The sequence below is a fragment of the Synechococcus sp. A15-24 genome, from assembly GCF_014280195.1.
Lineage (GTDB): Bacteria > Cyanobacteriota > Cyanobacteriia > PCC-6307 > Cyanobiaceae > Parasynechococcus.
In genome coordinates, this window is record NZ_CP047960.1 from 2,161,940 (window position 1) to 2,185,319 (window position 23,380).

Genomic DNA, 23,380 nt, shown 5'->3' on the forward strand with positions numbered 1-23,380 from the left:
ACGCTGTTAATCAGACCGTGATCTGAATTGCATTCTGAAGGTCAATCGCCTGATCAGCGGTGATGCCTTTAACGAGAATCGTACCGGCGTCGTGAATGATCTTGATGCTCCGCTCAGGGTTGCTGGGCTGGGACACTTCAAAGCCGATCGACTCATCGATGGCGATCACGTCACCCTCTTCAAAACTGAAGCCCATGATTTTATCCTTGCCAGCTGAGCCGACATAAACATCGGCGCCGCCGCGCCCGCGGAGCTTGTCATCACCGAAACCGCCATCGAGCAGGTCATCAGCTTTCCGGCCCTTCAGCATGTCGTCACCACGGAGACCTTGAAGTGCGCTGCCAGTACGTGTAGCTACGAGTTGGTCATTGCCGCGCGTACCCATGATTTCATCAGCGGGGTCCACGAGATCGGCCTGGCTGGGACGGAGCAGAACAGAGCGGGGAGAAGCAATGACGTCAGCGTCCTTGATGTCGACAACGCCACCGAGTTCCTCAGCGATGTAGGTCGCCAGAATTTCCTGCTCACCAATGACGGTCTCGATCTTGTCCTGAAGCGGAACAAAGGCCTGATAGCCATCACCACCACCGGCTTGATAGTTGTTCGTGGCCAGGGTGAAGGTTTCCTCCAGTGCTGCGTCGTTCACGGCGAAGTCCTCGACCAGCTCAACGGTGCTGCCGTCATCCCGGGTCACCGTGAGGTTGGCCACACGGCTGGTTTCACTGAGAGACAGCGCCTCTTCCACGCCGGGGCGAAAGGTGACGAACTCCAGCTCAACACCGGCAAAGTGTGGAAAACGCCCATCCAGTGCCGGCGCCCGGCTGACGCCGTTTTCAACAATGGCCAGGAACTCAGCGCCGGTGAGATCCATGATGGTGAGCTGGTTATCGAACGCCAGAGCGGCGTTCACCTGCAGCTTGGTAATCGGGGAAAGACCAGCAATGGTGTCGCGAATGCCGCCGCCGTTTTTCAGGGCGATATCAGCACGTTTCGTTTCACCGATTTCTGCGAGGTACTCGTTGGCATACCAGAGCGTTGAATCAGCAGCAAGGCGACCCAGGTTGGTTTCACGGCTGCGGATATCAGCGCGAACGCCATTGAGGCTGTCGTTGGTGGTGCCGACTTCGGCGAAGGCGGCCTCCACCTCATCTGTCGCCAGAAGAGCTTCGTAGGTGCTCACCACAACGGGATCAGCCACTGCGTCGCCGGAGGTCCAGGCACGGAGAGCGGTTAAACCCTCATCGTTCGTGGGCACAGGGCCGCTGTTGTCGGCGTCGTAGCTGGTGATCTCACCGTTGTCGTTGAAGTTCACCAACAGGTGGCCCACATAGCGCCAGATCTGCTCGGTGTTGGTGATCAGAACGGTGTTGCCCTCGGAATCAGCCGACTGCAGAGGGTAGTTATGCGTGATCGGATTGCCGGCTTCTTCGGTACGCAGCAGGTTGAACGGACCGCTGGGGGTGTCAGCGGACATGTAACCGGTCATGCCGGCCTGGATGATCACATCGACACCATCCAATTCCGCAGGAAGAACGGATTGATCGGTGTAGTCCTGAGCGTGATCAATGAAGATGATTTTATTCACACCTTGATTGGTGAGGCGATCGATCTCCGCCTGAATCAGGGGGAGCGGCTCAAGCACTGGTTCCCGAGCCGTTCCCTCACCACTGGTGCCACCGATGTAGTCCAGACCGGGCAGGTTGCCATCGGCGACCAGGGAGAACATTTCACTGGGTGAACGGCCGATCAAACCAATCTGCTCACCGTCGATTTCGATATAAGCGGAGGGTGCAATCTTGCCTGCCAAGTCTTCAACGCTTTGAGCGGGCTCACCGGCGGCGTAGCTCACGAAAGGAGCGGCATTGCCGTCCGTATCAACAACGGAGCTGAAGTCGAGGTTGGCGGACAGATGGACGTACTCCGATGCATTCACCATGTCGATGAACTCACCGATGTTCCCATCCATCTCATGGTTACCAATGCCATTGGCCTTCACGCCCATGGCATTGAAAATTTTGATATCCGCTAAGCCAGGCTTACCTTCTGTAGTTTCACTAGCAGAATAAAAGAGATTAGGAAGGGTGTGGTCTCCAGCGGTGACATGAAGGCTGGCCCAACCCTGCGCTGCAGCTTCATCCTGCAAGCCATCAGTGATGGCTGCGTAATTAACAACCTTGTCCTCAAGTGTATTGACATCCTTGAAGTTGGACTCGTTGTCAGAGCTGTGAATCAGCTGAAGCTGAAAAGCCATGATTTAAAAATAAATCGAAAACTAATATTAGATGAAATTTTCGCAGGATTCTTCAGTCCTTGTTGCACGGAGCACACAATGCTGTCTTACGCATTACAAGGTTCAATCCGTAAAAGTAGCCAGCAGCTTTACACGTTTATCTAACTCTAGTCATAGAAATTATTATGCATAAAAAAACCCCTTGCTGATGCAAGGGGTTGAAGAGATTCGCTCTATTTGATCAGCCCAGATCAGCCTGACTGATGGCGTAGGTGTCCAGAGTGCGGGACACCTCGTTGGTCACGAACATGTGACCGCTCGTTTTCGTGTCGTTGACGAAGAGCAGACCTTCTGGGGACAGGGATTCAGGGGATTGGAGAGTGGCCACGTGCTTAACGCGGTCATCGTTGTCTGCCGCATTGATGTCAACAACCTCAAAGATGGGAACAATCGTTCCGAGCTCATCTTCATCGCCGTTATTGTAGCAACGCTCCAATGCCACTGCGATGTAGTGACGCTTGTTCTTCTTCTTGCCAAAGGAGAAGTACTCAACGGTTTCAGGCTCGGTTCCCTTGTCATCGCTGCGGCCGTCGGGGTAGTAGCCGAGTTCAGCAGCAATTTCTTCGGTGAGATTGCCAGAGTCGTAAACGACTTCACCCTCATTGTTGTGAATGGAGAAGCCACGGCCGCCAAAACCGACGAGGCTGCCGGTAACAGGGTCGTTCTGATCAGCCAGGGTTTTCAGGCGACCCTCAGCGATGATCTGTGAGTCGTAGTTGCTCACATCACCGAAGTCTTCCAATTTGCCGGCACGAACCTCATCAGACCAGAACTCATCATCCGAGCTGACACCGTACTTCTTGGTGATGAAGAATTCATCACCTTCTTCAGCTTCAAAATCTCCCTCGGAGCCAATACCAGCTTGATCGTAGACGTAGATCGTTTCAGTCAGACTGAGAGGATCGACAAAGGAATCGATCTCGGCGCCAGTGGAGTTCGTTCCGTAGGAGTAAACACCGTCAGCTTCAGCTTCGAAGTTGACATCATCTGGGCGAACTCGGCCATCACCCTCATTGGGGGAGATGAACAGAATTTGCTTCTTACCACCAAGCTGGATCTTGAAGGTATCGATGCCGTCCGGCATCCGTGCGCTTGTCACGCCTTCTTTAACAGTGGGGTTGTACCCGTCATCCCTATCGGTGGTATCGAAGGGGATACCAGACCAATCCTTATAACCAAGGCCGAAGACGCCGGTGATTTTTCCTTTCTTCAGGTTGACTTCAGCCAAAGCGTTGTTTTCCTGCAACGCAACAAGAGCTGTCTTATTACCGGTAATTCCGACGTACTCAGGCTCGAGGTCGATACGTGCAAAGTTGTTATTGCCCTCTTTCTCAGGGCCATACATCCGTACACCATTGTTCTGGTAATAACTGTTATTCTTTGTGAAGTAGAGGATATCAACGGCAGACTTAGAGGGTTTCTTGTTATTGATGTCAATGATTGAAATACTTCCTGGGGGGTTCTGACCTGACTCATCGGAGCCGTAGAAATCCAGAGGCTCTCCCTCATCGGCAGTAACCAGCTTGCGGCCGTTCTTCGTAAAGGACAGCTGGTCAGGCTGGAAGCCAACGTCAACAGAACCGCGACTGATCAGTTCGCCTGCTTCGTAGTTGAAAAACTCAACCTTGCCCTCGCGGGTGTCGCGATCGAAAACAGAGGCCGCGACCAAACCCTTTGAGCTCACGCGAACGTCGGAGACGTCGCCTTCCAGATAATACTCAGCAACAACTACTCCCTGGTCGTAACCATTGGAGTAATCAACTGCTACAACCTGGCCACCTTTGTCATCGGTGTACTCACCGGTGATAACGAAAGCGGTTTTAGCCGAAGGGTCCCAATCAACCTTTTCAGCTCCACCGGGGTTAACCGATTGCAAAGGGCTGATAATTTTGTCGCTGATCACGGAAAAAAAGACGTACCCGAAGTGAAAATGCCATTCATAAGGAAAGAAAGATTTATGACAGGTTTAAGATCTGGTCAAGCTCTCTTGCGGGACATGTTCGTTGCGCACTAGTCGAACATTCTTGATCTTTTCTTTCTTCTGATGGAACTGCACCGTTGGATCAAAACCGACTGCGGCAGAGCCAAATTGGCCGATCTTGCAGCGCGCCCAGGTGTTCTTGCGCGCCTGCGCCTGATCTGGTTTGTGCTGATCGCCGCCCTGCGTGACTGGCCCTTGCCCAACACGGATCAGAGCGGCGACTCATCCTCCTGAAGCGCCTGGCGTGCAGCACGGCTCACCAGAACGACCACACCGATCGTGGCCAGCACACCCGCCACCCGCAAAGCCCAGGTGATCGGATCTGCCTCACCGGCCAGCACCTCACCAAACCGAGCCACATCACCGGCCAGGGCGCCAAGTCCGCAGAACAGCACCGTGCCCGGAAGAATCCCGATCAACCCAAGGCTGTAATCCCGCAACGAGACCTCGCTGAGGCCATAGGCCAGATTCAGCAGTGAAAAGGGGAAAGCCGGCGACAAGCGCGTCAGCAACACCAGCTTCAGCCCCTCCTTGCTGACGGCCCGCTCCACCGCCTGCAGCTTGGGGAGCTGCTCCAATCGGCGCTGGGCCCAGTCGCGCAGCACCGTGCGACCAAGCAGGAACACCACCACCGCCCCAAGGCTGGCGCCAACGAACACCAGGCCACTGCCAAGCCAGGTGCCATAAAGAACCCCGGCCAGCATCGAGGCCCACACCCCCGGCAGCAGCAAGGTCACCCAGAGGGCATAGAGCGGAATGAACGCCACCGCCCCCAGCGGGGAGCGAAGTAGCTCCAACGCATCCGGGAGCCAGTGCTGAACCAGGGAGATCAATTGGACACCCACCCACTCGGCGGAGCATGGCACTCAACTGGAGGCTGAGGTGTAGAAGCGCAGGGCAAAAAGCCAGAAAGCCCGCGCCGCCGCAAAGAACAGCACCGCCAGAGCCAGGCCCGCCAGCAGGATGGGTGCGGCGGCTTCACCGAGCAGCACCTGAGCGGGAACCGTGGTGAGAAACGCCACCGGCAGCACCAGGGTGAAAAGCAGGCGCAGGGCCGGCGGGTAGGCGTTGAGGGGATAACGGCCGGAGGCCAGCAGAGCCCGCAGCACCTCAGTGGCATTCCAGGTTTTGACGAACCAGATGCTGGTGGCGGCAATCAGGAACCAGAGCGAATAGAGGATCAAGCCACCGGCCAGCAGCATCACCAGCAGGGTGAAAAGCGCAGACAGACTGAGCACCACACCGGCCTGATGGCTGCCCCAAGCCAAAAGCCCAAGCCCCAGACCGATCTCCGGCAGCCCCGCCGGCGACAGAGTGCGCAGCGACAGCCAGAACTGGCTGTCGATCGGTTTGAGCAGCACGAAATCCAAGGTGCCCTCACGCACATGGGTGACGATCGCCCCGAGGTTGGGGCGCAACCAGGTGGTGGCCATGCCGTCGAACACCGTGTAGAGCCCCTGCACCATCAGGGCCTGGGCCCAGCTCCAGCCCCCCAATGTCTGATCGGGGCCATAGAAGAGCGACAGCAGGAACAGGCTGCCGCTGAGGCTCATCGCCACCGCCAGCAGCTCGATCAGCACGTTGGCCTGGTATTCCAGCTGTGAGGCCAGGGCCGTCCCCCAGAAGCGACGCAGGGTTCGCCAGTAGCGCCCCATCAGGCCCCCATGGCGCTGTAATAACGCACCCCGGCCCTCCAGAGCAGCAGCACCAACGGCAACAACAACGCGATCCAGGCCAGTTGCGCCCCAAAACCCGCCAACAGATCCACCGGCTGGCCTGCCAACACCCGAGCCGGGAAATCGATCAAATAGGGGAACGGGGTCCACTGGGCCCAGGCCCGCACCGCCGGCGGGAAGGCCGTGAGCGGCGCCAACAGACCGGACAGGAACAGGAAGGGAATGAACTGGAGCCGCTCCAAGGCACTGGCCTTCTCACTCCAGAAGCACAGAGCTGCAATCAGGCTCTGGAACAGAAAAGCGATGGCGAAAGCCATCCAGATGGCCAGCCAGGCCAGCAGGAAGCCCCCCAACGACGGCAACCAGAAGGCTTGCGGCTGCACTGCAAAGAACACGGCAGCGATCAGAGCGGCAAAAGGCAAACGGGTGAGCTGTTCCCCGAGGTGCGCCGCCACATAGCGCCAGAGCGGGTGCAGCGGTTGCAACAGGTAGGGCGAAAGCCGACCGCTCAGAGCATCATCCTCAAAGTCGTACACCACCCAAACCACCGAAAACTGGCGCACCAGAAAGGCACTGAGGAAATAGCGATCGAGGGCCACTCCATCGAGACCTAGCCCTGAACGCGCGTCGCTACCGCTCCAGACGCTCAGCATGATGAATGGCAAGACTCCGGAAAGCGCCCAGAGGGCGATCTCGGCGCGGTACTCGAGCATGTGGGCGTATTGGCAACCCAGCAGCACGCGGATGATCCGCCGATTCAGCCCGAAGATCCGCATCAGACGCGCCCCTGCCGGAACAGCCCACCGATGAGCTCCTCAATCGGTGGATCGGTGACATCCAAATCGCGCACCGCAAAGCGCTCGAGCAGCTGGGCCACCACGGCGGTGAGCTCATCCCTTGCAACCAGGAGCCGCACATCACAGCCATCGATCAGCTCCAGCCTCCCCAAACCCGCGAACACCGCGGGATCAACAGGAGATTCCAACTCCAACCGCACCTCGCGCTCCGGCGCCAGCTGCTCAGCCAGGGAGTCCAGCGGCCCATCGTGAAACAAGCGTCCCTGGTGGATCAGCAGCACCCGGGGGCACAGGGCCGTGATGTCGGCCATGTAATGGCTGGTGAGCAGCACAGTGGCTCCTGTGCGGCGGTTGTAGTCAGCCAGGAATGTGCGCACCCTGGCCTGGGCATTCACATCCAGCCCCAGCGTGGGTTCATCGAGGAACAGCACCTGCGGCTCGTGCAGGAGCGCCGCCAGGAGTTCGGCCTTCATCCGCTGACCGAGGGAGAGCTTGCGCACCGGCCGGGTGAGCTCCTCCCCCAGCTCCAGCAGATCAGCCAGCTCACTGATCCGTCGCCGGGCCACGCCATCGGGGATGCCGTACACCGCCGCATTCACCCGCAACGAATCCATCGGCGGCAGGTCCCAGAGCAGCTGCTGTTTCTGACCCATCACCAAGGTGATCCGCCGCAGGAACTCCGCCTGACGGCGCTGCGGACTGAAGCCCGCCACCTGCACCTCCCCAGCGCTGGGGTGAATGAGGCCGCAGAGCATCTTCAAGGTGGTGGTTTTGCCAGCGCCGTTGGCGCCAAGAAAGCCCACCATCTCGCCGGGCTCGATCCGGAAGGACACGTCCTGCACCGCTGTCACATCCCGGGTGCGGCGGCGAATGAAATGGCGCAGGGTGCCAGCCAGGCCGGGCTGCTTCTCGGCAACCCGGTAAGTCTTGCTCAGCCCCTCAACCTGAATCACCGACTCAGCTCAGATCCGCCAGGCGTTTGCGGGCCAGATCGGCCTGGGCCTGCTTCTCATCCAGGTTGGCCTGGCATTCCGCCACCACCTCCGGCGGTGCCTTATCGGCGAAGTTGGGGTTGCCCAGCCGGCCCGCCAGGCCCTTGATCTCCTTCTCGGCCTTGGCGATGTCTTTCTCGAGGCGGCCCTTGAGCGCATCGAGATCCACCAGGCCTTCGATCGGCAGCAGCACCTGCAGCTCACCGCTCACCCCCGCCAGGGCCTTGGCCACCGGAGCTGCATCCGCCTCTGCCGGCGCCATCACCGCCACCGACTCCGCCCGCGTCAGGGCCGTGATGTCAGCCGTGCCCTGGTTGAGCACCGCCGCCAGCTCGCCGCGGCCGGTGACGAAACGCACCGGTACCGATTGCGAGGGCTTAAGCCCCGCCACAGCGCGCAGATTGCGCACCACACGGATTGCAGCGATCAGCTCAGCAAAGGAGGCTTCCAAGGCATCATCCAGAGCGCTCTCGTCCAGCACCGGCCAGGGCTGCAGGGCCAGGAAGGTGGTTTCCGACTCACCCGTCACGCTGTGCCAGAGCTCCTCGGTGAGGTGGGGCATCAGTGGATGCAACATCAGATGCATCTGACTGATCACCTTGGCCAGCACCTGCTTGGCCACCCGCTGATCGGCGAGAGCCTCTGCTGAAGGATTCTCACCGGGGTTGAGACGGCGCTTGCTCAGCTCCAGATACCAGTCGCAGACGTCGTTCCAGGCGAACTCGTAAAGCCCCTTGGCCGCTTCACCCAGGCCATAGCTGCTGTAGCGCTCGGCCGTCTCCCGGTTCACCCGGGCCAGGCGGGAGAGGATCCAACGATCCGCCAGCTGCAGGGCCGCGGGGTCAGGATCCCCCAGCTGGGCCGGCGTTTCGCCGCCCAGGTTCATCAGAGCGAAGCGGGTGGCGTTCCAGAGCTTGTTGGCGAAGTTGCGCGAGGCCTCCACCGTGGCGGAGGTGTCGGTCTTGCGGTCGTAGTCCAGGCGGATGTCCTGCCCCGCACCGGCCACCTCCCGCACCAAGGCGAAGCGCAGGGCATCGGTGCCATAACGCTCAATCAGCAGCAGCGGATCGATGCCGTTTCCGGCGCTTTTGCTCATCTTGCGGTTCTGCTCGTCCCGCACCAGGCCGTGGATGTACACGTCTTGGAAGGGCATCTCACCGGTGAAGGCGCCGGCCATCATCGTCATCCGTGCCACCCAGAAAAAGATGATGTCGAAGCCCGTCACCAGGGTGCTGGTGGGGTACCAGCGCTGCAGGTCGGCGCTATCGGCATCAGGCCAACCCAGGGTGGAGAAGGGCCAGAGGCCACTGGAGAACCAGGTGTCGAGCACGTCTTCGTCCTGCTCGATCTCCGCCGCCGCGCCGTACTCCGCCTTGGCCTTCGCCAGGGCTTCGGCTTCGTTGCGGGCCACCACATAGGGCGTGGTGTCGGTGTACTTGCCGCCGGTCTCGCTGATCACGAACCAGGCGGGAATGCGATGGCCCCACCAGAGCTGACGGCTGATGCACCAGTCGCGGATGTCGGTGAGCCAATCGCGATACACCTTCTCCCAGCGCTCTGGGATGAAGCGGGGATCCTGCTTCTCGAGGGCCTCGCGGCAGCGAGCCGCCAGGGGCTCGGTTTTGACAAACCACTGGGTGGAGAGCAACGGCTCCACCGGCACCTTGCCGCGGTCTGAATAGGGAACGCTGTGGCGGTAGTCCTCCACCTTCACAAGCAGGCCCAGCTCCTCCAGGCCAGCCACCACAGCCTTGCGGGCCTCGAAGCGATCAAGCCCTTCGAACTGGCCGGCCTCCTTGTTCATCGTGCCGTTCTTGCGCATCACCGTGATCTGAGGCAAATCGTGGCGATGGCCGATGGCAAAATCGTTGGGGTCGTGGGCCGGCGTCACCTTGACGCAGCCGGTGCCGAAGTCTTTCTCCACGTGGTCGTCGGCCACGATCGGAATCTCACGGCCCACAAACGGCAGCGTGAGGGTCTGGCCCACCAGATGGGCATAGCGCTCGTCGGTGGGATTCACCGCCACCGCCGTGTCACCCAACATCGTTTCGGGCCGAGTGGTGGCCACCTCCAGATGGCCATCGCCGCTGCTGAGCGGATAGCGGAAATGCCAGAGGTGGCCGTCCACCTCCTTCATCTCCACCTCCAGATCGCTCACCGCCGAACCGGAGGCGGGGCACCAGTTCACCAGGTACTCACCGCGGTAAATCAGCCCCTGCTCATGCAGGCGCACAAAGGCCTCTTTCACCGCCTCACTCAGGCCCTCGTCGAGGGTGAAGCGCTGGCGCTGCCAATCCACGGAATAACCCAAACGCCGCAGCTGGCCCACGATCCGGCCACCGCTTTCGGCCTTCCATTGCCAAGCCCGTTCCAGGAAGGCATCGCGGCCGAGGTCGTGACGGGTCTTGCCCTCCTCCTTGAGCTGCTTCTCGAGAATCGTCTGCACGGCGATCGAGGCGTGATCGGTGCCCGGCAGACAGAGAACGTTTTTCCCAGCCAGGCGCTGGGAGCGCACGATCGTGTCGATCAGGGCTGTGTTGAAGGCATGGCCCATGTGCAGGCTGCCGGTCACGTTCGGCGGCGGAATCACCACCGAGAACGGTTCACCGGGTGCTTTGGGATCAGGATGGAAGGCTCCCTGGTCTTCCCAGGCCTGCTGCCAGCACGCTTCCGTACCAACCGGATCGTAGGTCTTGGCCAGTTCGGGCACGGAAGCGGTGCAATGAGTGGGCCATGCTCGCAAAGCCCTGTTCGTTCAGACGAAAGGCCCTAAACCACAATATCGAGGTCACGGCATGGGTGCGATCCGGACCCGGAATCTGACCCTGGGCATCACCCTTGCAGTCCTCTGCGCAGGTTGCACGAGCAATCAATTTCAAGCGGAGGACGTCACCCCAGAGGATGAGCCCAGCTCAACGGGCGAGACGCCGTAGATAGTCCTCCTGGCGACCGGCGTTGATCCAGCCGGTGGCGATCAGCTTTCGGGCGCTCTCGTTGACCCGTCCGCGATGAATGTGGGACGGACCAGCCGGAAAGATCACCAACTTGCCCCGTTCCGCCGGTTCGTGGTGGTCCTGCCAGTGGAACTCGGTCCCAGCTTCATCCACGTCGTTGCAATAGAGAATCCAGGCCAGCACCCGGTGGACGGGTTCAGTGGCCTCATCGCTGATCATCCAGTCGCAGTGCCAGCGCTTGAAGCCCTCCCCGGGGGCGTAGTGCTGAAGGTTGAAGATCGGATTCACAAACAGGCTCTGCTCCGGACAGCAATCGCGAAACAGGGGCCGCTCCTTCAGATAACGCTCCAGGCCGGCCGTCACCCCACGAAGGATCAGTTGCGACAGAGCAAAGGATTCCGGTTCCAAGCGATCAATCGCCACCAGGCTGATGTCAGTGCTCTGTTTCGCCGGTTCCCCCTCACCCTCCGGCACGAAGGCCACGCCGGGCCGCTGCAAATCCACACGGCGTTCGAAGAAGTCACGCACCGCATCGGCAACCGACAGGTAGCCGGAATTGCTGTAGCGCCCGATCAGATTCATACCGCTGTCTCCAGGCGCGGGACGGCCACCACCGCATCGAGCTGCTGCCAGCGCACCCGGTCAGCCACCACATGGTCCTGCAATTGCACCTGCTCGATCACCGCCGCGGCCCGATCGAGATCCAGGGGGACACCAGGTCCCATCGGCAGCACCAAAACCTGCTGTTCTGCCGGATCGGCCATCACCTGCAAATCGAGGTCCTCCAGCTCCCGCTCAAAGAACACTCGCCGCATGCGCGTGGTCACAGTGGAGCCAAGGGCCTCAACAAAACGGGCCATCCCGGCCTCATGTCCAGAGCACCCACAGTTGAGCGACAACCAGATTAGCAGCTTCACCCAGCTGTCCACCGTCCACAACGGCTGGAAGCTCTCGCGGTGCTGCTTCACTAACTCGCCGATGGCGAAATCGAACAGGGTGGCCTGCAGGCCAGTGGCATCAGCGGAATCCATGACACTCATCCTCTCCTGCGAGAGGTCAGACTGGACGAACCGGCTGCTTCCCCCATGGCCCTGGATCTCAACGATCCCGAACTTGAATTCTCCGATCTGGTCTACGCCTACCAGAGCTGGGTGATGGCGGTGATCAACGACGAGAAGCTCGACGGTGACGACAAATTGCTCACTGACGACATCACCGAAGACGCACTGAATGCCATGCGCTTCCTCCCCGGTGAAGTCACTAGTGCGATCGAGACCAGCCTGGCCCGCGTCTATGACGTGGATGCCGATGAGCTGGCTGAGCTGCTGTTCCCCGAAGACTGAACCGAGCCATGGTCTGGACCGTTGACGACATCCCCTCCCAGGAGGGGAGAGTTGCGCTTGTCACAGGAGCGAACAGCGGTCTGGGCCTGGCCACCGCCCGCGCCATGAGCGCTCGCGGGGCGACGGTGATCATGGCTTGCCGCTCCCGGCGCAAAGCCGAAACGGCACGGAAGCAGCTGCTGGAAGCGGGGCTCACCGGCCTGGATCTGCTGGAGCTTGACCTGGCGGACCTCAACAGTGTGCAGCGTGCTGCAGCCGAGGTGAGTGATCGCTACGGCCACCTGGATCTGCTGTTCAACAACGCCGGGGTGATGGCCCCACCGCGTCAGCTGACCGTTCAGGGCCATGAGCTGCAACTGGGCGTGAACCACCTGGGCCATATGGCCCTCACCCTAAAACTGCTGCCGCTGATGCAGGGTCGCAACGATGCCCGCGTGGTGACCGTGACCTCCGGCGCCCAGTACTTCGGACGCATTCGCTGGACTGACCCCAGCTGGGCACAGGGCTACGACCGCTACGCCGCCTACAGCCAGAGCAAGCTGGCCAATGTGATGTTCGCCCTGGAACTGGAGGCACGGCAGCAGAAGCAAGGCGGCGGCATCCGCTCTCTGGCAGCCCACCCCGGCCTGGCTCGTACGGATCTGCAGCCAACAGCGATCGCCAGTGGCGGCAACCGTCTGGAGGCTGTGGCATACCGCCTGATGGATCCCCTGTTCCAAAGCGCTGCCATGGGCGCCTTACCTCAGCTGCATGCCGCTACAGCCGCGACAGCGCAGGGGGGAGAGCACTACGGCCCAGACCAACTGGGGGGAATGCGCGGCCACCCAACCCGCTGCCGCATCGCTCCAGCCGCCCTCGACCGTGAGCAGCGTCAACGGCTCTGGCAACTCAGCGAACGGCTGATCAGTGCCTGACCAGCCCACCGCCATCGGGCGGTTGATTCCATACGTGATGGGGCGAGCCCGCCGTGGCGTTGTGGGATCGAGCCGTTACGCCCATCGGCTTCGGCAGGCCTTGCTGGAGGCAGCCAAGGATGCCGAGCACCGACCTCTGCTGGTCAGGGGGGAACCGGGACTGGAGAAAGACAACCTTGCTGCGCTGGTGCATTACGGCTCCGAGCGCCGTCGCCGGCTGCTTGTGCGCCTGGATGCTGGAGATCTCCAGGGCAATGGCCGACTGCTTTTGGATGACCTGCTGGACTCCTCCCTTTTGGTGAGCGGCATCGATCGCCTGGAACCGGCCGTGCAGCAACGCTTGATCTCCATGGCGCGGGGTGAATCACCACAGTTCACCGCCCGCGTTCTGTTCACCAGCGAAACCCATCTGTCCTGCCACGATGGGATTGCACAACTGATCAGAGTTCCACCCCTGCGGGTGCGCGGGGAGGACCTGGTGGGGGACTGGATTCGCTACATGGTCCGGCTGCAGAGCTCTGGTCTGGGGTGGGAACAGCCCCCCGCGGTGCCGGATGCGGTGGTCCGCAGGCTGCAGAACCATGACTTAGCCAACAACCTGCGCGAACTGGAGACCCTGGTGGATCGAGCGCCCCGTCAGGCCCGGCAACAGTCGTCCGCTGGAGAACTGCCAACCATGCTTCCCGAGGCAGTGTTCTGGACGGGCAATCGGAACCAAAAGGCCAGGTTTGATCTGTGGCGCTGGAAGCCAGAGCTGCGCCAGTGGATGCGGGCCCCCCAGCTCTGGAATGGACTGCTGTTCGGGTTGGTGAGCTGGTTGTTCGTTGCGGTGAATCTGGCGCTCTGGCTTGGGCCCCAGGCACGTGCCGACAACCCGATGCTGAAACTGTTCTGGGCCTGGTGGTGGCCCTTGATCCTGATCAGCTACCCCCTGGTGGGTCGGCTCTGGTGTGCCATCTGTCCCTTCATGGTTTGGGGGCAGATCGCCCAGCGTTTGACCCCATGGCGCAAGCGGCTCTGGCCCCATGGCGACACCGATCGCTGGGCCTCAAACCTGCTCGCAGCAGGGTTTGCCTTGATCCTGATCTGGGAGGAGGTGTGGAATCTTGAAAACACCGCCTGGCTCAGCAGTTGCCTGCTGCTGCTGATCACAGCAGGGGCTGTGGTCGGATCGCTGCTGTTCGAAAAACGGTTTTGGTGCCGCTACCTCTGTCCCGTGGGAGGGATGAACGGCCTGTTCGCCAAACTTTCGATGCTGGAACTGAGGGCTGAAGCCGGCACCTGCGGTGGCAGCTGCAGCAGCTACGCCTGCTTCAAGGGAGGTCCAGCCCAAGGGAGAGGGGCTCGCCACGGAGGGCTGTCCATTGGGCACGCACCCGGCTCACCTCAGTGACAACCGCAATTGCGTTCTGTGCATGACCTGCACCCAAGCCTGTCCAAACCGATCGGTGCAACTGCGTCTGAGGCCCCCTGCCGCTGATGTGCAGAAAGACATGCGGAGCCCAGATGGCGAGCGGGGGCTGATCCTGGTGCTTGCTGGGGGAATCACACTGCATCACTGGGAAAAGCTGCTCAGCTGGTTGCCTTTGGCACCAGCGTCATTGCAGGAGGGTCCGCTCTTGCCACGGCTGAGTTTCGCCCTGCTTGCTCTTGCTCTCCCCTCTACAGCCGGGCTGTGGCTAAACCGACGTTGGTTTTTGGCAGCGCTGCCCCTGCTCTGGGCCCTGCTCCTCGCACGTCATCTTCCGATGGGAATGCTGGAAGCTGGCACCGTGTTGCCCAGCGGCTGGCCCCGTTGGTCGGCTGATTCCCATGTGCTGGCGTTTTGTCAGACCCTGGTCATCAGCATCGGTTGGGCTGGCGCTGTGGTTTTGGCCCGACGGCTCTCAACCGCAAAGTTCTGGGGCTGGCTGAGCTGCAGCATGGTGCTGTTATCAATCAGCTGCGCTGGACGCTGGCTGGTGGCCTTCTGATGCCATGACTGGTTCCTCTCCTGCCTTGAACGCCCGTCAAAAGGCGTTGCTGACGGCTCTCAACGCCTGTGGGGATGAAATGAGTGGTCAACAGCTGCATCGCAGCCTCGATGACGAGGCATCCATGGGACTAGCGACCGTTTATCGCAATCTGCGGCAACTGCAGCAACGGGGCCTGGTGCGCTGTCGCCATCTGCCCACCGGCGAAGCGCTCTACGCCCCTGTGGACCGGGATCGCCATCACCTCACCTGTGTGGACTGTGGAACAACGCAGGTGCTGGACCATTGCCCCATCCATGGCATCGACGTGCCTGCTGACAGTCGAGGAGACTTCAAATTGTTGTTTCACACGCTTGAATTCTTTGGTTTCTGCAGCAGCTGCCGTCCGCAGCGAAGCTTCAAACCATGACCCTGGCAGCGACCTACTACGGAGCCAATAGCTGGCTACTGGAATTCAACAACCTGCGCGTGCTTGTGGACCCCTGGCTCAGGGGAAGCCTGAGTTTTCCTCCGGGGTCCTGGCTTCTGAAAGGGGTTCTGCCCCATGAGCGTCCCGCACCTGGGACACTCGATCTGCTGCTGCTGACCCAGGGCTTGGCGGATCACAGCCACCCCGAAAGTCTTGATCTCCTGCCGCGCGATCTGCCCGTCATCGGCTCGGCATCCGCGGCACGGGTGGTGCGACTACTGGGATTTCAAACCATCACCAGCCTTAAACCAGGTGAGACAACCAACCATCAGGGACTCACGGTGCGTGCCACCGCCGGCGCTCCAGTTCCGATGGTGGAAAACGGCTATCTGCTGGAGCACGAGGCCGGACAGCTCTACCTGGAACCCCATGGATTCCTGGACCCAACCCTTCCCGAACAACCTCTGGATGCCGTGATCACGCCGATGGTGGATCTGGGTCTTCCAGCCCTGGGTGCTTTTGTGAAGGGCTGCAGCGTGGCGCCGGAATTGGTTCAGCGCTTCCAACCCACCACCATGCTGGCCAGCACCTCCGGTGGCGATGTGCGTTTCAGCGGCGCTTTGAGTGGAATCCTGCAGATGAGCGGTTCTGTGGAGCAAACCGGCCGCGACCTGCCGACGAGCACCCAATGGCTAGACCCCACACCAGGAGAGCGTTTGGTGCTGAAACCGTAAGGGAAGCAAATCCTTACCAACTCAAAAGGAGCAATCGGCGAGATCGCGTTACAGTTCTTTACAGATCGATCGAGATCCCCGATGACCAACTCCAACGACAACTGGTTCCAGACCACCGCAGCCCGTGAAATCCATCTGGAACAGCTCAAGCAAGCTGAGCGCTTCAATGGCCGCGCCGCCATGCTCGGCATCGTGATCGGGATCATCACCGAAGGACTCACCGGAGCTGGCATTGCCCACCAAATCGGCCTGGGGCCACTGGTGGATGGCTACGCCGCTTGCCGCACCCAGTTCCTTCCCTTCTGCTTCTGAGCCTCAGAAACTCGACCGATGCGACGGGCAGCGCGACTTCCGTCGCATCGGCGACAAAAACAGGCTAAATTTTCGTAACGTTGACCCGGATCTTCCGGATGCAGTTCGTTCCAGGCCATGCAACGGGGGCCAGGACGCTGTGGAGACGCCCATGTCCCCCCTCTCAATGATTCAAAAGCGCACCCAACGCCAGCAACTTCTTGAAGGCGCTCGTCGCCAGATGGCCAAAGCCGAAGGGTGCTTCGACCTTGAAGTCAACAGCGCCAGGATTGCACCGGCACCGCTATATGACCTCTCCTACCGAGCCATCAGCGCCAACTGGCTCTGATTCAGCGCCAGGTCGTTTATTTCGCTGTGTTCAACGGTTATCAATTTCACAGCCCGACATCGTGCGCGCTGAGACGGTAAGAGCACCCTGAACACACCAGTCCCATGATCAAACTCGGAGGACGCGTGGTGGAAACTCCAATGGGTTCCACCATCGATTCCATTCGTGATGGCGGCTTCTGGGTTTGCGATCGGGACCGGAACTGTCGGGAAGTGTGTGGTCTCTGGGAGGCTGAAGAATTCCTGCGCGAGCGGGAGAGGGGATTTGATTACCCCTACGCCTCCCAGCTCCACGCCGTAGAGGATGTCCAGAGCAATCAGTAGTTCCCATCAGGCGTTGTCTCCGCTTTGATGAGGTCATTTGAGCTGTTTAGATGACCCTTGGTCGCTTCTTGATCCTCTTTGCTGTGGGTGTCGTTGCTGCGCTAGTGCTGAAACTTACCTGGCTTAACTGGTTGCTGGGCTTAGCTGCGGGGTGGGTGGTTTTCAAACTCATCAAGGGTTGACGTCAAATCCAAAGGCGTTGAACTCCTGACATCAACCTCTCCGGTGTGAATGGTTACCCATGACCTTGGTCGCGATGCCTATCACCAGGCAAAGCCAACCGTCTGATGATCACAACGACGACCCGTCTCCGACTTCAGAACATCTGCGATCGCATCGCACAAGGCGAATCAGTCTCCTTAACCGAACGGGTTTACCTACAGAAATTTGCCGATCGAGACCGCAGCGTCCTCTCCTGGATGAACCGGGCTCAACGCAGACAGCAACAAGGCGCTGTGACGGGGCTCGACAAACTGCTAATCGACATGGACCTCGGTAGTTGCGATCCAGGTGACATGCATCGCCGCAGTGATGACCTCAGCGAGTGGTTCGGCAATGCTGATCCCTGGCTCCGCCGAGATTGAGGTGGATCTGACCAGCAATCAATCAGCATTCATCCGTTGCTGATGACGGGGCAGGGCCCACTCAATAAAGGCCTCTTTCTTGTCACGGGAGCCTCGTCGAGCACAACCTGCCGCCGCAGACTCTCTGACGGCATCGCTGAACGCACCAGCTTGTTCAAGCTCTATGTACTCGCAATGGCATTGGGCTGTCGCAAGATCATTCATCAATTCTGCAACTTCACCCCACATTCTCATCTTTCGTTCCATGCATGAAGCGTGATAGCTGATGTAATCAGGCTGCACGTCAGTTTGTCATTGTCGATCCGTCTGATCGATGCCAACTTGATCCAACCCTCCTCCATCAAAGGCAGCCGCCGAGGCACCCATCAGCAGAGCGATGCAGACTATCTAGGGCTTCCACATCAGAACAGCATTCAATTCAGAACAGATGCTTCTGCATAACAAACGACTGACCAAGTTTTATCGAAGAACAACAACTGAGCACTCCACTCACCTGCGTTCATCAATCACTGAACGCATTGGCGATGGATCACCAATCGTCTAGCTCTCGTCGTTGATCAAACGAAGAGCGGCATTCAACACGGCTTGCTTCGCCTCATTGCGCTTCATCCCTTCACGTTCGAAGTGGCGAACAATGCGGGATAGGTCCCACCACACAGCCGCTTCCACTTCATCCATTTTGTTCGCGACATGAAGTGACATGGCCGGCAGGCGACTTCTCCACCTCTAGCGAACTACCGCAACGAATGGGCGATGCTGGGATCGAACCAGCGACAATCTCCTTGTAAGGGAGGTGCTCTTTTCTTCAGATTCACTGACACAACTGAGCTAAAGTAATCCTACTAATTTTTTAGAGCAGTTTTTAGAGCAGAGCTGCCAAACTCACCGCCCTGTTGTCATGAGCGTGTTGGATCAGTTCAGTGATGACCCAAGACCAATTCTTGAGGTCGCCTTAGAGCAAGCCACTCCAAACCGAATCAGCAAGGTCACTGTGCAGCGGTGCATCAGCAAGCTGTCCCCGCATTGGACTGATGAGCAGCTCCAACAAGTGGTGGAAATGTTCCAAGCTCACAGGCTTCTTTGATCAAAGGATTTGATCCTTGTAACAATGGGGCAAGCTAGGAGTGCTTTAGATTGAAACGGTTTTCTATTGTTGCTGCCCTATGGGCTTTCGGTTGCCCTGTACTCGCACAGGTTGATCCTCAGGTAGCCGAGCAGTGCAAAGACGCCAGAGACTTTCTTGGTTGCGTAAAAGCTTTTTCTCAGCCAGCAAAAATAAATGATGAATTGTCAGCGCTCAGAGATGCAATGAAAAAAGTTGCGTCCAGGCTTGCATCAGGCACGAGCCTCAATAATTCCTCGTCTACATTTCAGCCGGTAATTGATGCTCATGCCATAGTTCCTGCCGAGCAGCAAAATTCTTTGGCATACCAATCTGCTTCCATGGCAATCGATTTATTCGACCTTACCCAGTCGGTCTGGCAGTCCAGGATTAGCAATACTGTATTAGCAATGGGGATGGGATCGGTGCCAGGCGTGACTCATTTATATCATCAATGCGTGAGTTTCAAGAACCAAGTCGGCCGGTCATATGGCATAATTGGTAAAAGTATTCCCTGGAACTTTAGAGAAACGGGAATGTTTGGAGGCGGTTGCAATTTATCTGGCAACTCTCCAGAATCTCCTCTTTATAGGTATACGATTGGCATTTTAAAAGAAGGTGCTACAAATCCAAATGACATCAAAGAATACTCAATGAAACTAAAGGAGGCTAAGAGACTGGCCTCGCTGGGCCCGTGGAATCGTTATCTAGAGAAAAATCCTGGGATGAAAGCATGGGCAATGGCTAACCCTGGCTTAGCTGAGTCAAAGAAGAATGAATACATCAAAAAGAATGGAAGTGATACTGTGAATATGCCTGATTTGCCAGCAAATTTTCGATACTTAAGAGGAACCAAGGTGGAGGCGATGATCTCAGGCACAGGTTTCTAGGTCGCAATGGCAATCACCACACGAGCACAACGCCAGCAACGCCAAAACGAGGCTCTTCAGCTGATCAGCAGTGCTAAACCGGCCACCAAACCGGCGGGTAAGGGGCCCCGGGGTAAATCCATTGCAGCGCAATGCATCTCAGCGATTTATGCCCTTAAACCCCCCGGCCATGACCTGCCACTACGACAACTGAATCAACCTTTGAAGCAAAACGCTCTCTAGCGATTTCCATTCGTCTTATGTTTGTTTCTATTTCAATTTCACGCGCCAATTGGAGTAGTTGCGCTTTACAAATCGCTTTGTCGCCAGCAGTTGGATGGATCATGAGACATGACAGAAAATTCATAGCTGAAAAGCTAAAAGCAATGCCTGCGGCTCTTTCAGAAGCGTCATTTACGTACACACGACCATGAAGCTAGGTAACGACAGTCATCACCAGACAAACGCCTCAAGCCACACCAACGTCACCAGTGATGCTCCTCCAATCACTATCGACAACCACTGGTCACGAAACACGCGTGTCATCTCAGCAATGCAGCTGACCCAATAAATCGCCGCTGATCACCATGGCAATCACCACCAGGCAGCAACGTGTTCAACGCCGTAACGAGGCTCTTCAGCTGATTGCTGATGGTGTGCCACCAACTGACGCAGCGACGCAATTGTCGTTGAAGTGGGGGTGCTCTCGCAGAACATCACTAAGGGACATAGAACTCGCCCAAAGTGAGCTTGCAACCGCCCTGGACTCATCAGAGTTGCGGAACATGGTGGGTTGGTTGGCGACGCAGTATCAACGCCTAGCCGCCAAAGCTGAAAGGGACGGCCAGTACGCAGCAGCCTGCGGATGCCTTAATTCCTTGAGGGTGATGTTGGTGCAGCCGCAACTGGATCGGCAATTTGAAGCGCACTTCCGTGGCCGCTTTACGCACCAAGTCCACAGGCGCTAATGCTCTAAAGATTGCTCTAAAAAGCGGAAAAGCCCACAACAACCGCAGTCACAGCTGGCATTTCAGAAGATTGACCACCTGCTGACGTAGCAGGTGCTCTTAAGGGAATGTATCGAGTCCAGCAATCTTGAGACTCAGCCTGCCAGTGAGATCGGAGTGGAACTGGCACAGCGTCCTTGCGCCCTGGATAAGCCAGTAGGGCTTGGGAATGACATTTTTGGGTCTCGGGGTAAGATGACCGCGAAATGTGGTGTTTGATTAAAGCCGCAAGGCTTGACTTCTATTTTCATTTCCACCTCTCATGAAAACACTTCTCTTAATTTCTTCACTGTTAGTTGTACCTGCCGCGGCTAAAGCCGATTCGGTGAACTGTCGAACAATCGGCAACAGCACTTTTTGCAACGGGTATGGAAGCAATGGCAGCTCTACCTACCAGCAGCGATCTATTGGCAACTCTACTTTTTACAATGGCACAGACAGCTACGGGAATAGATACTCAGGGAGTTGTAGAACAATCGGCAACAGCACTTTTTGCAACTGAGCCTTCGGGCTCTTTTTTTTTTGCTCAGCGCCCGTAATAACCACCCTGCGGTCGTCGGTTGTGCATCTTGATGCACAATATCTTGCTCAGCTCACGAGCAGCGGCAACAGCGACTACAAAGCGATCAGATGACCTCCGGACGTGGACCCCATGCCGGATCGTCCTCACCACCGATGTACGGAACTGTTGTTAGAGGGGGGGGTGCGAGACATGGGAAAAATCCCCAACGCCGTAGAGGTATTCAGGACGGCCACGCTTGCCGGTTCTGCGTTGGTGACGCTGTAGCTGACCTTGTTCAAACAGGTCAAAGCAGACCAGCCGTGCGTGTTCTGCATTGCCACCAAGAGCTTTGACCATCTCAGTGATGGACTGATAGCCGTGTTGCTCAACGTGCTGCAGAACCCTTTTGGCCAGGTTTTCTGACTCAACTGGCTTCTGTTGGTCTTGCTGCTCTGCAAGCCACCAGCTGTAAGTCTCGACATCGCGCTCAAGAACCCATGTGGTGCCTGGCTCGATATTCCGCTTGCCAAGGGCATGCAGTGAAAACTTGCCGTCATTGAGGCTTGTCAAACCCCAGCCGTCTTGAACTGCAGCACTGATGGTTCCAATGCCAGAGATGTCGTCCCACTCAATTTCTGAGCGCTTACGCCTGATGCCATTTCCGTCTGGCTTGCGTTTATTGCAGTGAGCACTCATCAACATCGACACGCCGTTGTTGACCAGGCATTTGTTGAGTCGGTAAAGGACATCAACAATTTCACTGTCAGTTATGCGCTGCCCTTCTGAGCACAGAACGGTGGTCAAGCTGTCGCAGCCAATGAAGCCGTACTCCTTTGACTGAATGGTCTCCAGGAGCTGTTCAAATGGAAACGGCTCATCTAAGTAGATGACATCAAAGTTGCGTTTCAGTCCCTGACGACGGAACTTGCGTTCGCTGAACTTCTCAGGCTCATCACCTTGAATCAGCAGTGCCTTGGCCTGCTGTGTTTTAAAGGCACCCAGAAAGGGAGTGCCTTCTTGAACTGCCTCGCAGCAGTGGTTCATCAAGGTTGTTTTGCCAGTGCCCCGCTCTGCAGGGAACACAACAATGCCGCTGGCAGCGAACTGATGAACGCGCCAGTTTTTTCCTAGGTCCTGCACACCCCCTTTTTTTGAGTCATGGATTAAGTCCTTTAGTGGCCGGTAGTCGTATTCGCTCATGACAGCCACCCGTGGAGTTCGGGACAGCCGAGATCGTTTTTGCGGAAGCAATCAACGTCACGGCGTTGGTACCGCAAGGTCTTGAGCTTGTGCTGCACAGCGATGACAAACCGCCGGTATTTGGGGTTGTGCCTGGCGGCATCAACCAAAAGCGGCAACAACTGGTCGCCCTTGTATTCCGCCCGGTAAATGGCCTTGAAGTAGTGGCGCAGCTCATCCGGGCTGCACAGTTCAAATTCAGGACATGCCATTGCCTCGCGCCATTCAGCAATGAACTGAGGCAGCAGCCTTCGCCACCTTGTACTGACGTTGCGTTTTGCCGTAGCCCGATGCTTGCGTTGACCAGCAGGCAGCCATGGCTTGTACAGGTTGCAAGCGCCCGTGTGGCCGCAGTTGGTGCGATGCAAGAACCAGGTTTGACCACGCCACCGGAATTGATCCTGCAGCGGGCTGTTGTGGCAGAACAGTGTGTTGTCGTTGAAGCGGCAGTCGCCGTCTTTAACGCGACCACAAGCGCATGGGTTCTTACGCCCTGATCTGGTCAGCTTCTGCTCTAAAAAATGACCTAGGCGCGGTTTTATAGATCTAGATCTACTTGTCGCACCAGTCGATTTGGGCGCACTGACACCCTGCTCCGCGAGTAGGTTTTCACTTAGCCTTGAGGTTGTACGGGCCTCATGGCTGCTCAATTTTTGAGTGGCCATTTTTTTATTCCTCGTTTGCGATTTGGATCAACAAGTCGGCGTGACAGGGCTTGTCTTCTGAGCACCAACAGGCAAGGTCTTTACCCTTCAGCTCTTGTCGAACCTGCTCCCAGTAGTCATCAGCAGCAGGCGAAAGAAGCCAGAACCTGAATTTGTCCACCGCCAGCTCGTAATAGGTCTCCTCAGGAACACCAGGATCACGATCCTTAGCTGGCGTCACTGGGTATGGATTGCCCCAGCGAGTAGGACGACCGACATAAACGGTGTTCTTAGGCATCCGCCAACCAGCGGTGCGTTTGCGTTGTATACGTTTAGGCATCAGACCAGCTCCTTGATGAGCTGGTCTGCCTTGCGTTGGATGCGACCACGCTTGTGCAGTTCTTTCT

Annotated in this window: 26 protein-coding genes and 1 pseudogene; 13 read left to right on the forward strand and 14 right to left on the reverse strand. The window is 58.0% G+C overall.

Annotated elements, in window-relative coordinates:
- Window positions 1–10 precede the first annotated feature (10 nt).
- Both SynA1524_RS12140 and SynA1524_RS12145 read right to left on the reverse strand, forming a co-directional pair.
- Window positions 11–2,002 (reverse strand): bifunctional metallophosphatase/5'-nucleotidase, encoded by a 1,992-nt coding sequence (locus SynA1524_RS12140; RefSeq protein WP_186498288.1) that lies wholly within the window; start codon window positions 2,000–2,002, stop codon window positions 11–13.
- A gap of 469 nt (window positions 2,003–2,471) precedes the next feature.
- Window positions 2,472–4,193, reverse strand: coding sequence for a choice-of-anchor I domain-containing protein (locus tag SynA1524_RS12145; protein WP_186498289.1), 1,722 nt, complete (start codon window positions 4,191–4,193; stop codon window positions 2,472–2,474).
- A 141-nt stretch (window positions 4,194–4,334) separates the two neighbouring features.
- Here SynA1524_RS12145 and SynA1524_RS12150 point away from each other — a divergent pair, with 141 nt between their 5' ends.
- A complete protein-coding gene (locus SynA1524_RS12150; protein WP_186498290.1) occupies window positions 4,335–4,505 on the forward strand; it encodes a hypothetical protein in 171 nt (56 codons plus the stop codon).
- Here the strand turns inward: SynA1524_RS12150 and SynA1524_RS12155 are convergent.
- The 7 genes from SynA1524_RS12155 to SynA1524_RS12185 form a co-directional block, all read right to left on the reverse strand.
- Entirely contained in the window at window positions 4,481–5,104 is a 624-nt protein-coding gene (locus SynA1524_RS12155) for a TVP38/TMEM64 family protein (RefSeq protein ID WP_186498291.1), read from the reverse strand. The genes SynA1524_RS12150 and SynA1524_RS12155 overlap by 25 nt on opposite strands.
- Window positions 5,105–5,137: 33 nt before the next feature.
- Complete coding sequence (locus SynA1524_RS12160) at window positions 5,138–5,926, reverse strand: ABC transporter permease (protein ID WP_186498292.1); 789 nt, start codon at window positions 5,924–5,926, stop codon at window positions 5,138–5,140.
- Window positions 5,926–6,723, reverse strand: a complete 798-nt coding sequence (locus SynA1524_RS12165; protein ID WP_186498293.1) for an ABC transporter permease — start codon at window positions 6,721–6,723, stop codon at window positions 5,926–5,928. The genes SynA1524_RS12160 and SynA1524_RS12165 overlap by 1 nt, the downstream gene beginning before the upstream one ends.
- Window positions 6,723–7,697, reverse strand: a complete 975-nt coding sequence (locus SynA1524_RS12170; RefSeq protein ID WP_186498294.1) for an ABC transporter ATP-binding protein — start codon at window positions 7,695–7,697, stop codon at window positions 6,723–6,725. The genes SynA1524_RS12165 and SynA1524_RS12170 overlap by 1 nt, the downstream gene beginning before the upstream one ends.
- Window positions 7,698–7,701: 4 nt before the next feature.
- Window positions 7,702–10,446 (reverse strand): valine--tRNA ligase, encoded by a 2,745-nt coding sequence (locus SynA1524_RS12175; RefSeq protein WP_186498295.1) that lies wholly within the window; start codon window positions 10,444–10,446, stop codon window positions 7,702–7,704.
- Between the two features lie 202 nt (window positions 10,447–10,648).
- The gene (locus SynA1524_RS12180) at window positions 10,649–11,272 is read right to left on the reverse strand and encodes a 2OG-Fe(II) oxygenase (RefSeq protein WP_186498296.1); all 624 of its coding nucleotides are present in this window, start codon (window positions 11,270–11,272) and stop codon (window positions 10,649–10,651) included.
- Window positions 11,269–11,721 carry a protein phosphatase gene (locus tag SynA1524_RS12185; RefSeq protein ID WP_186498297.1) on the reverse strand — a complete coding sequence of 151 codons (453 nt, stop codon included), beginning with the start codon at window positions 11,719–11,721 and terminating at the stop codon, window positions 11,269–11,271. The genes SynA1524_RS12180 and SynA1524_RS12185 overlap by 4 nt, the downstream gene beginning before the upstream one ends.
- Before the next feature lie 54 nt (window positions 11,722–11,775).
- Here SynA1524_RS12185 and SynA1524_RS12190 point away from each other — a divergent pair, with 54 nt between their 5' ends.
- The 10 genes and pseudogenes from SynA1524_RS12190 (at window position 11,776) to SynA1524_RS12230 (ending at window position 17,610) form a co-directional block, all read left to right on the forward strand.
- Window positions 11,776–12,033, forward strand: a complete 258-nt coding sequence (locus SynA1524_RS12190; protein WP_186498298.1) for a hypothetical protein — start codon at window positions 11,776–11,778, stop codon at window positions 12,031–12,033.
- A gap of 8 nt (window positions 12,034–12,041) precedes the next feature.
- Window positions 12,042–12,947 carry an oxidoreductase gene (locus SynA1524_RS12195; RefSeq protein WP_186498299.1) on the forward strand — a complete coding sequence of 302 codons (906 nt, stop codon included), beginning with the start codon at window positions 12,042–12,044 and terminating at the stop codon, window positions 12,945–12,947.
- Between the two features lie 37 nt (window positions 12,948–12,984).
- A pseudogene (locus SynA1524_RS12200) lies at window positions 12,985–14,920 on the forward strand (4Fe-4S binding protein).
- 4 nt (window positions 14,921–14,924) lie between these two features.
- Complete coding sequence (locus SynA1524_RS12205) at window positions 14,925–15,329, forward strand: Fur family transcriptional regulator (protein ID WP_186498300.1); 405 nt, start codon at window positions 14,925–14,927, stop codon at window positions 15,327–15,329.
- On the forward strand, window positions 15,326–16,063 hold the full coding sequence (locus SynA1524_RS12210; protein WP_186498301.1) for an MBL fold metallo-hydrolase: 738 nt from the start codon (window positions 15,326–15,328) through the stop codon (window positions 16,061–16,063). The genes SynA1524_RS12205 and SynA1524_RS12210 overlap by 4 nt, the downstream gene beginning before the upstream one ends.
- Window positions 16,064–16,144: 81 nt before the next feature.
- A complete protein-coding gene (locus SynA1524_RS12215; protein WP_186498302.1) occupies window positions 16,145–16,375 on the forward strand; it encodes a chlorophyll a/b-binding protein in 231 nt (76 codons plus the stop codon).
- A 151-nt stretch (window positions 16,376–16,526) separates the two neighbouring features.
- Window positions 16,527–16,703 (forward strand): hypothetical protein, encoded by a 177-nt coding sequence (locus SynA1524_RS12220; RefSeq protein ID WP_186498303.1) that lies wholly within the window; start codon window positions 16,527–16,529, stop codon window positions 16,701–16,703.
- 104 nt (window positions 16,704–16,807) lie between these two features.
- Window positions 16,808–17,026, forward strand: a complete 219-nt coding sequence (locus SynA1524_RS12225; protein ID WP_186498304.1) for a hypothetical protein — start codon at window positions 16,808–16,810, stop codon at window positions 17,024–17,026.
- Window positions 17,027–17,076: 50 nt separating this feature from the next.
- A complete protein-coding gene (locus SynA1524_RS13125; RefSeq protein ID WP_286188591.1) occupies window positions 17,077–17,208 on the forward strand; it encodes a hypothetical protein in 132 nt (43 codons plus the stop codon).
- A gap of 105 nt (window positions 17,209–17,313) precedes the next feature.
- A complete protein-coding gene (locus SynA1524_RS12230; protein ID WP_186498305.1) occupies window positions 17,314–17,610 on the forward strand; it encodes a DUF8638 family protein in 297 nt (98 codons plus the stop codon).
- An 18-nt stretch (window positions 17,611–17,628) separates the two neighbouring features.
- Here SynA1524_RS12230 and SynA1524_RS12235 read toward each other — a convergent pair whose 3' ends face one another.
- The gene (locus SynA1524_RS12235; protein WP_286188592.1) at window positions 17,629–17,892 is read right to left on the reverse strand and encodes a hypothetical protein; all 264 of its coding nucleotides are present in this window, start codon (window positions 17,890–17,892) and stop codon (window positions 17,629–17,631) included.
- 258 nt (window positions 17,893–18,150) lie between these two features.
- Window positions 18,151–18,312, reverse strand: a complete 162-nt coding sequence (locus SynA1524_RS12240; protein ID WP_158305758.1) for a hypothetical protein — start codon at window positions 18,310–18,312, stop codon at window positions 18,151–18,153.
- A gap of 432 nt (window positions 18,313–18,744) precedes the next feature.
- Between SynA1524_RS12240 and SynA1524_RS12245 the strand changes: the two genes are divergently transcribed.
- Together SynA1524_RS12245 and SynA1524_RS12250 are read left to right on the forward strand one after the other, a co-directional pair.
- Window positions 18,745–19,602 (forward strand): hypothetical protein, encoded by an 858-nt coding sequence (locus tag SynA1524_RS12245; RefSeq protein WP_186498306.1) that lies wholly within the window; start codon window positions 18,745–18,747, stop codon window positions 19,600–19,602.
- A 6-nt stretch (window positions 19,603–19,608) separates the two neighbouring features.
- On the forward strand, window positions 19,609–19,824 hold the full coding sequence (locus tag SynA1524_RS12250) for a hypothetical protein (protein WP_186499669.1): 216 nt from the start codon (window positions 19,609–19,611) through the stop codon (window positions 19,822–19,824).
- A 1,455-nt stretch (window positions 19,825–21,279) separates the two neighbouring features.
- On the opposite strand, the gene SynA1524_RS12260 is transcribed toward SynA1524_RS12250, so the two are convergent.
- The 3 genes from SynA1524_RS12260 to SynA1524_RS12270 form a co-directional block, all read right to left on the reverse strand.
- A complete protein-coding gene (locus SynA1524_RS12260) occupies window positions 21,280–22,290 on the reverse strand; it encodes an AAA family ATPase (RefSeq protein WP_186498308.1) in 1,011 nt (336 codons plus the stop codon).
- Complete coding sequence (locus SynA1524_RS12915) at window positions 22,287–22,697, reverse strand: hypothetical protein (RefSeq protein ID WP_222930491.1); 411 nt, start codon at window positions 22,695–22,697, stop codon at window positions 22,287–22,289. The genes SynA1524_RS12260 and SynA1524_RS12915 overlap by 4 nt, the downstream gene beginning before the upstream one ends.
- Window positions 22,698–22,998: 301 nt before the next feature.
- Window positions 22,999–23,313, reverse strand: coding sequence for a DUF4326 domain-containing protein (locus SynA1524_RS12270; RefSeq protein WP_186498310.1), 315 nt, complete (start codon window positions 23,311–23,313; stop codon window positions 22,999–23,001).
- Window positions 23,314–23,380 lie beyond the last annotated feature (67 nt).

Coding starts and splice junctions, on each gene's coding strand:
- SynA1524_RS12140 (WP_186498288.1), bottom strand. CDS start 2,002: ATGGGCGTGAAGGCCAATGGCATTGGTAACCATGAGATGGATGGGAAC.
- SynA1524_RS12150 (WP_186498290.1), top strand. CDS start 4,335: ATGGAACTGCACCGTTGGATCAAAACCGACTGCGGCAGAGCCAAATTG.
- SynA1524_RS12160 (WP_186498292.1), bottom strand. CDS start 5,926: ATGGGGCGCTACTGGCGAACCCTGCGTCGCTTCTGGGGGACGGCCCTG.
- SynA1524_RS12165 (WP_186498293.1), bottom strand. CDS start 6,723: ATGCGGATCTTCGGGCTGAATCGGCGGATCATCCGCGTGCTGCTGGGT.
- SynA1524_RS12180 (WP_186498296.1), bottom strand. CDS start 11,272: ATGAATCTGATCGGGCGCTACAGCAATTCCGGCTACCTGTCGGTTGCC.
- SynA1524_RS12185 (WP_186498297.1), bottom strand. CDS start 11,721: ATGGATTCCGCTGATGCCACTGGCCTGCAGGCCACCCTGTTCGATTTC.
- SynA1524_RS12190 (WP_186498298.1), top strand. CDS start 11,776: ATGGCCCTGGATCTCAACGATCCCGAACTTGAATTCTCCGATCTGGTC.
- SynA1524_RS12195 (WP_186498299.1), top strand. CDS start 12,042: ATGGTCTGGACCGTTGACGACATCCCCTCCCAGGAGGGGAGAGTTGCG.
- SynA1524_RS12205 (WP_186498300.1), top strand. CDS start 14,925: ATGACTGGTTCCTCTCCTGCCTTGAACGCCCGTCAAAAGGCGTTGCTG.
- SynA1524_RS12210 (WP_186498301.1), top strand. CDS start 15,326: ATGACCCTGGCAGCGACCTACTACGGAGCCAATAGCTGGCTACTGGAA.
- SynA1524_RS12215 (WP_186498302.1), top strand. CDS start 16,145: ATGACCAACTCCAACGACAACTGGTTCCAGACCACCGCAGCCCGTGAA.
- SynA1524_RS12220 (WP_186498303.1), top strand. CDS start 16,527: ATGTCCCCCCTCTCAATGATTCAAAAGCGCACCCAACGCCAGCAACTT.
- SynA1524_RS12225 (WP_186498304.1), top strand. CDS start 16,808: ATGATCAAACTCGGAGGACGCGTGGTGGAAACTCCAATGGGTTCCACC.
- SynA1524_RS13125 (WP_286188591.1), top strand. CDS start 17,077: ATGACCCTTGGTCGCTTCTTGATCCTCTTTGCTGTGGGTGTCGTTGCT.
- SynA1524_RS12230 (WP_186498305.1), top strand. CDS start 17,314: ATGATCACAACGACGACCCGTCTCCGACTTCAGAACATCTGCGATCGC.
- SynA1524_RS12240 (WP_158305758.1), bottom strand. CDS start 18,312: ATGTCACTTCATGTCGCGAACAAAATGGATGAAGTGGAAGCGGCTGTG.
- SynA1524_RS12250 (WP_186499669.1), top strand. CDS start 19,609: ATGGCAATCACCACACGAGCACAACGCCAGCAACGCCAAAACGAGGCT.
- SynA1524_RS12260 (WP_186498308.1), bottom strand. CDS start 22,290: ATGAGCGAATACGACTACCGGCCACTAAAGGACTTAATCCATGACTCA.
- SynA1524_RS12270 (WP_186498310.1), bottom strand. CDS start 23,313: ATGCCTAAACGTATACAACGCAAACGCACCGCTGGTTGGCGGATGCCT.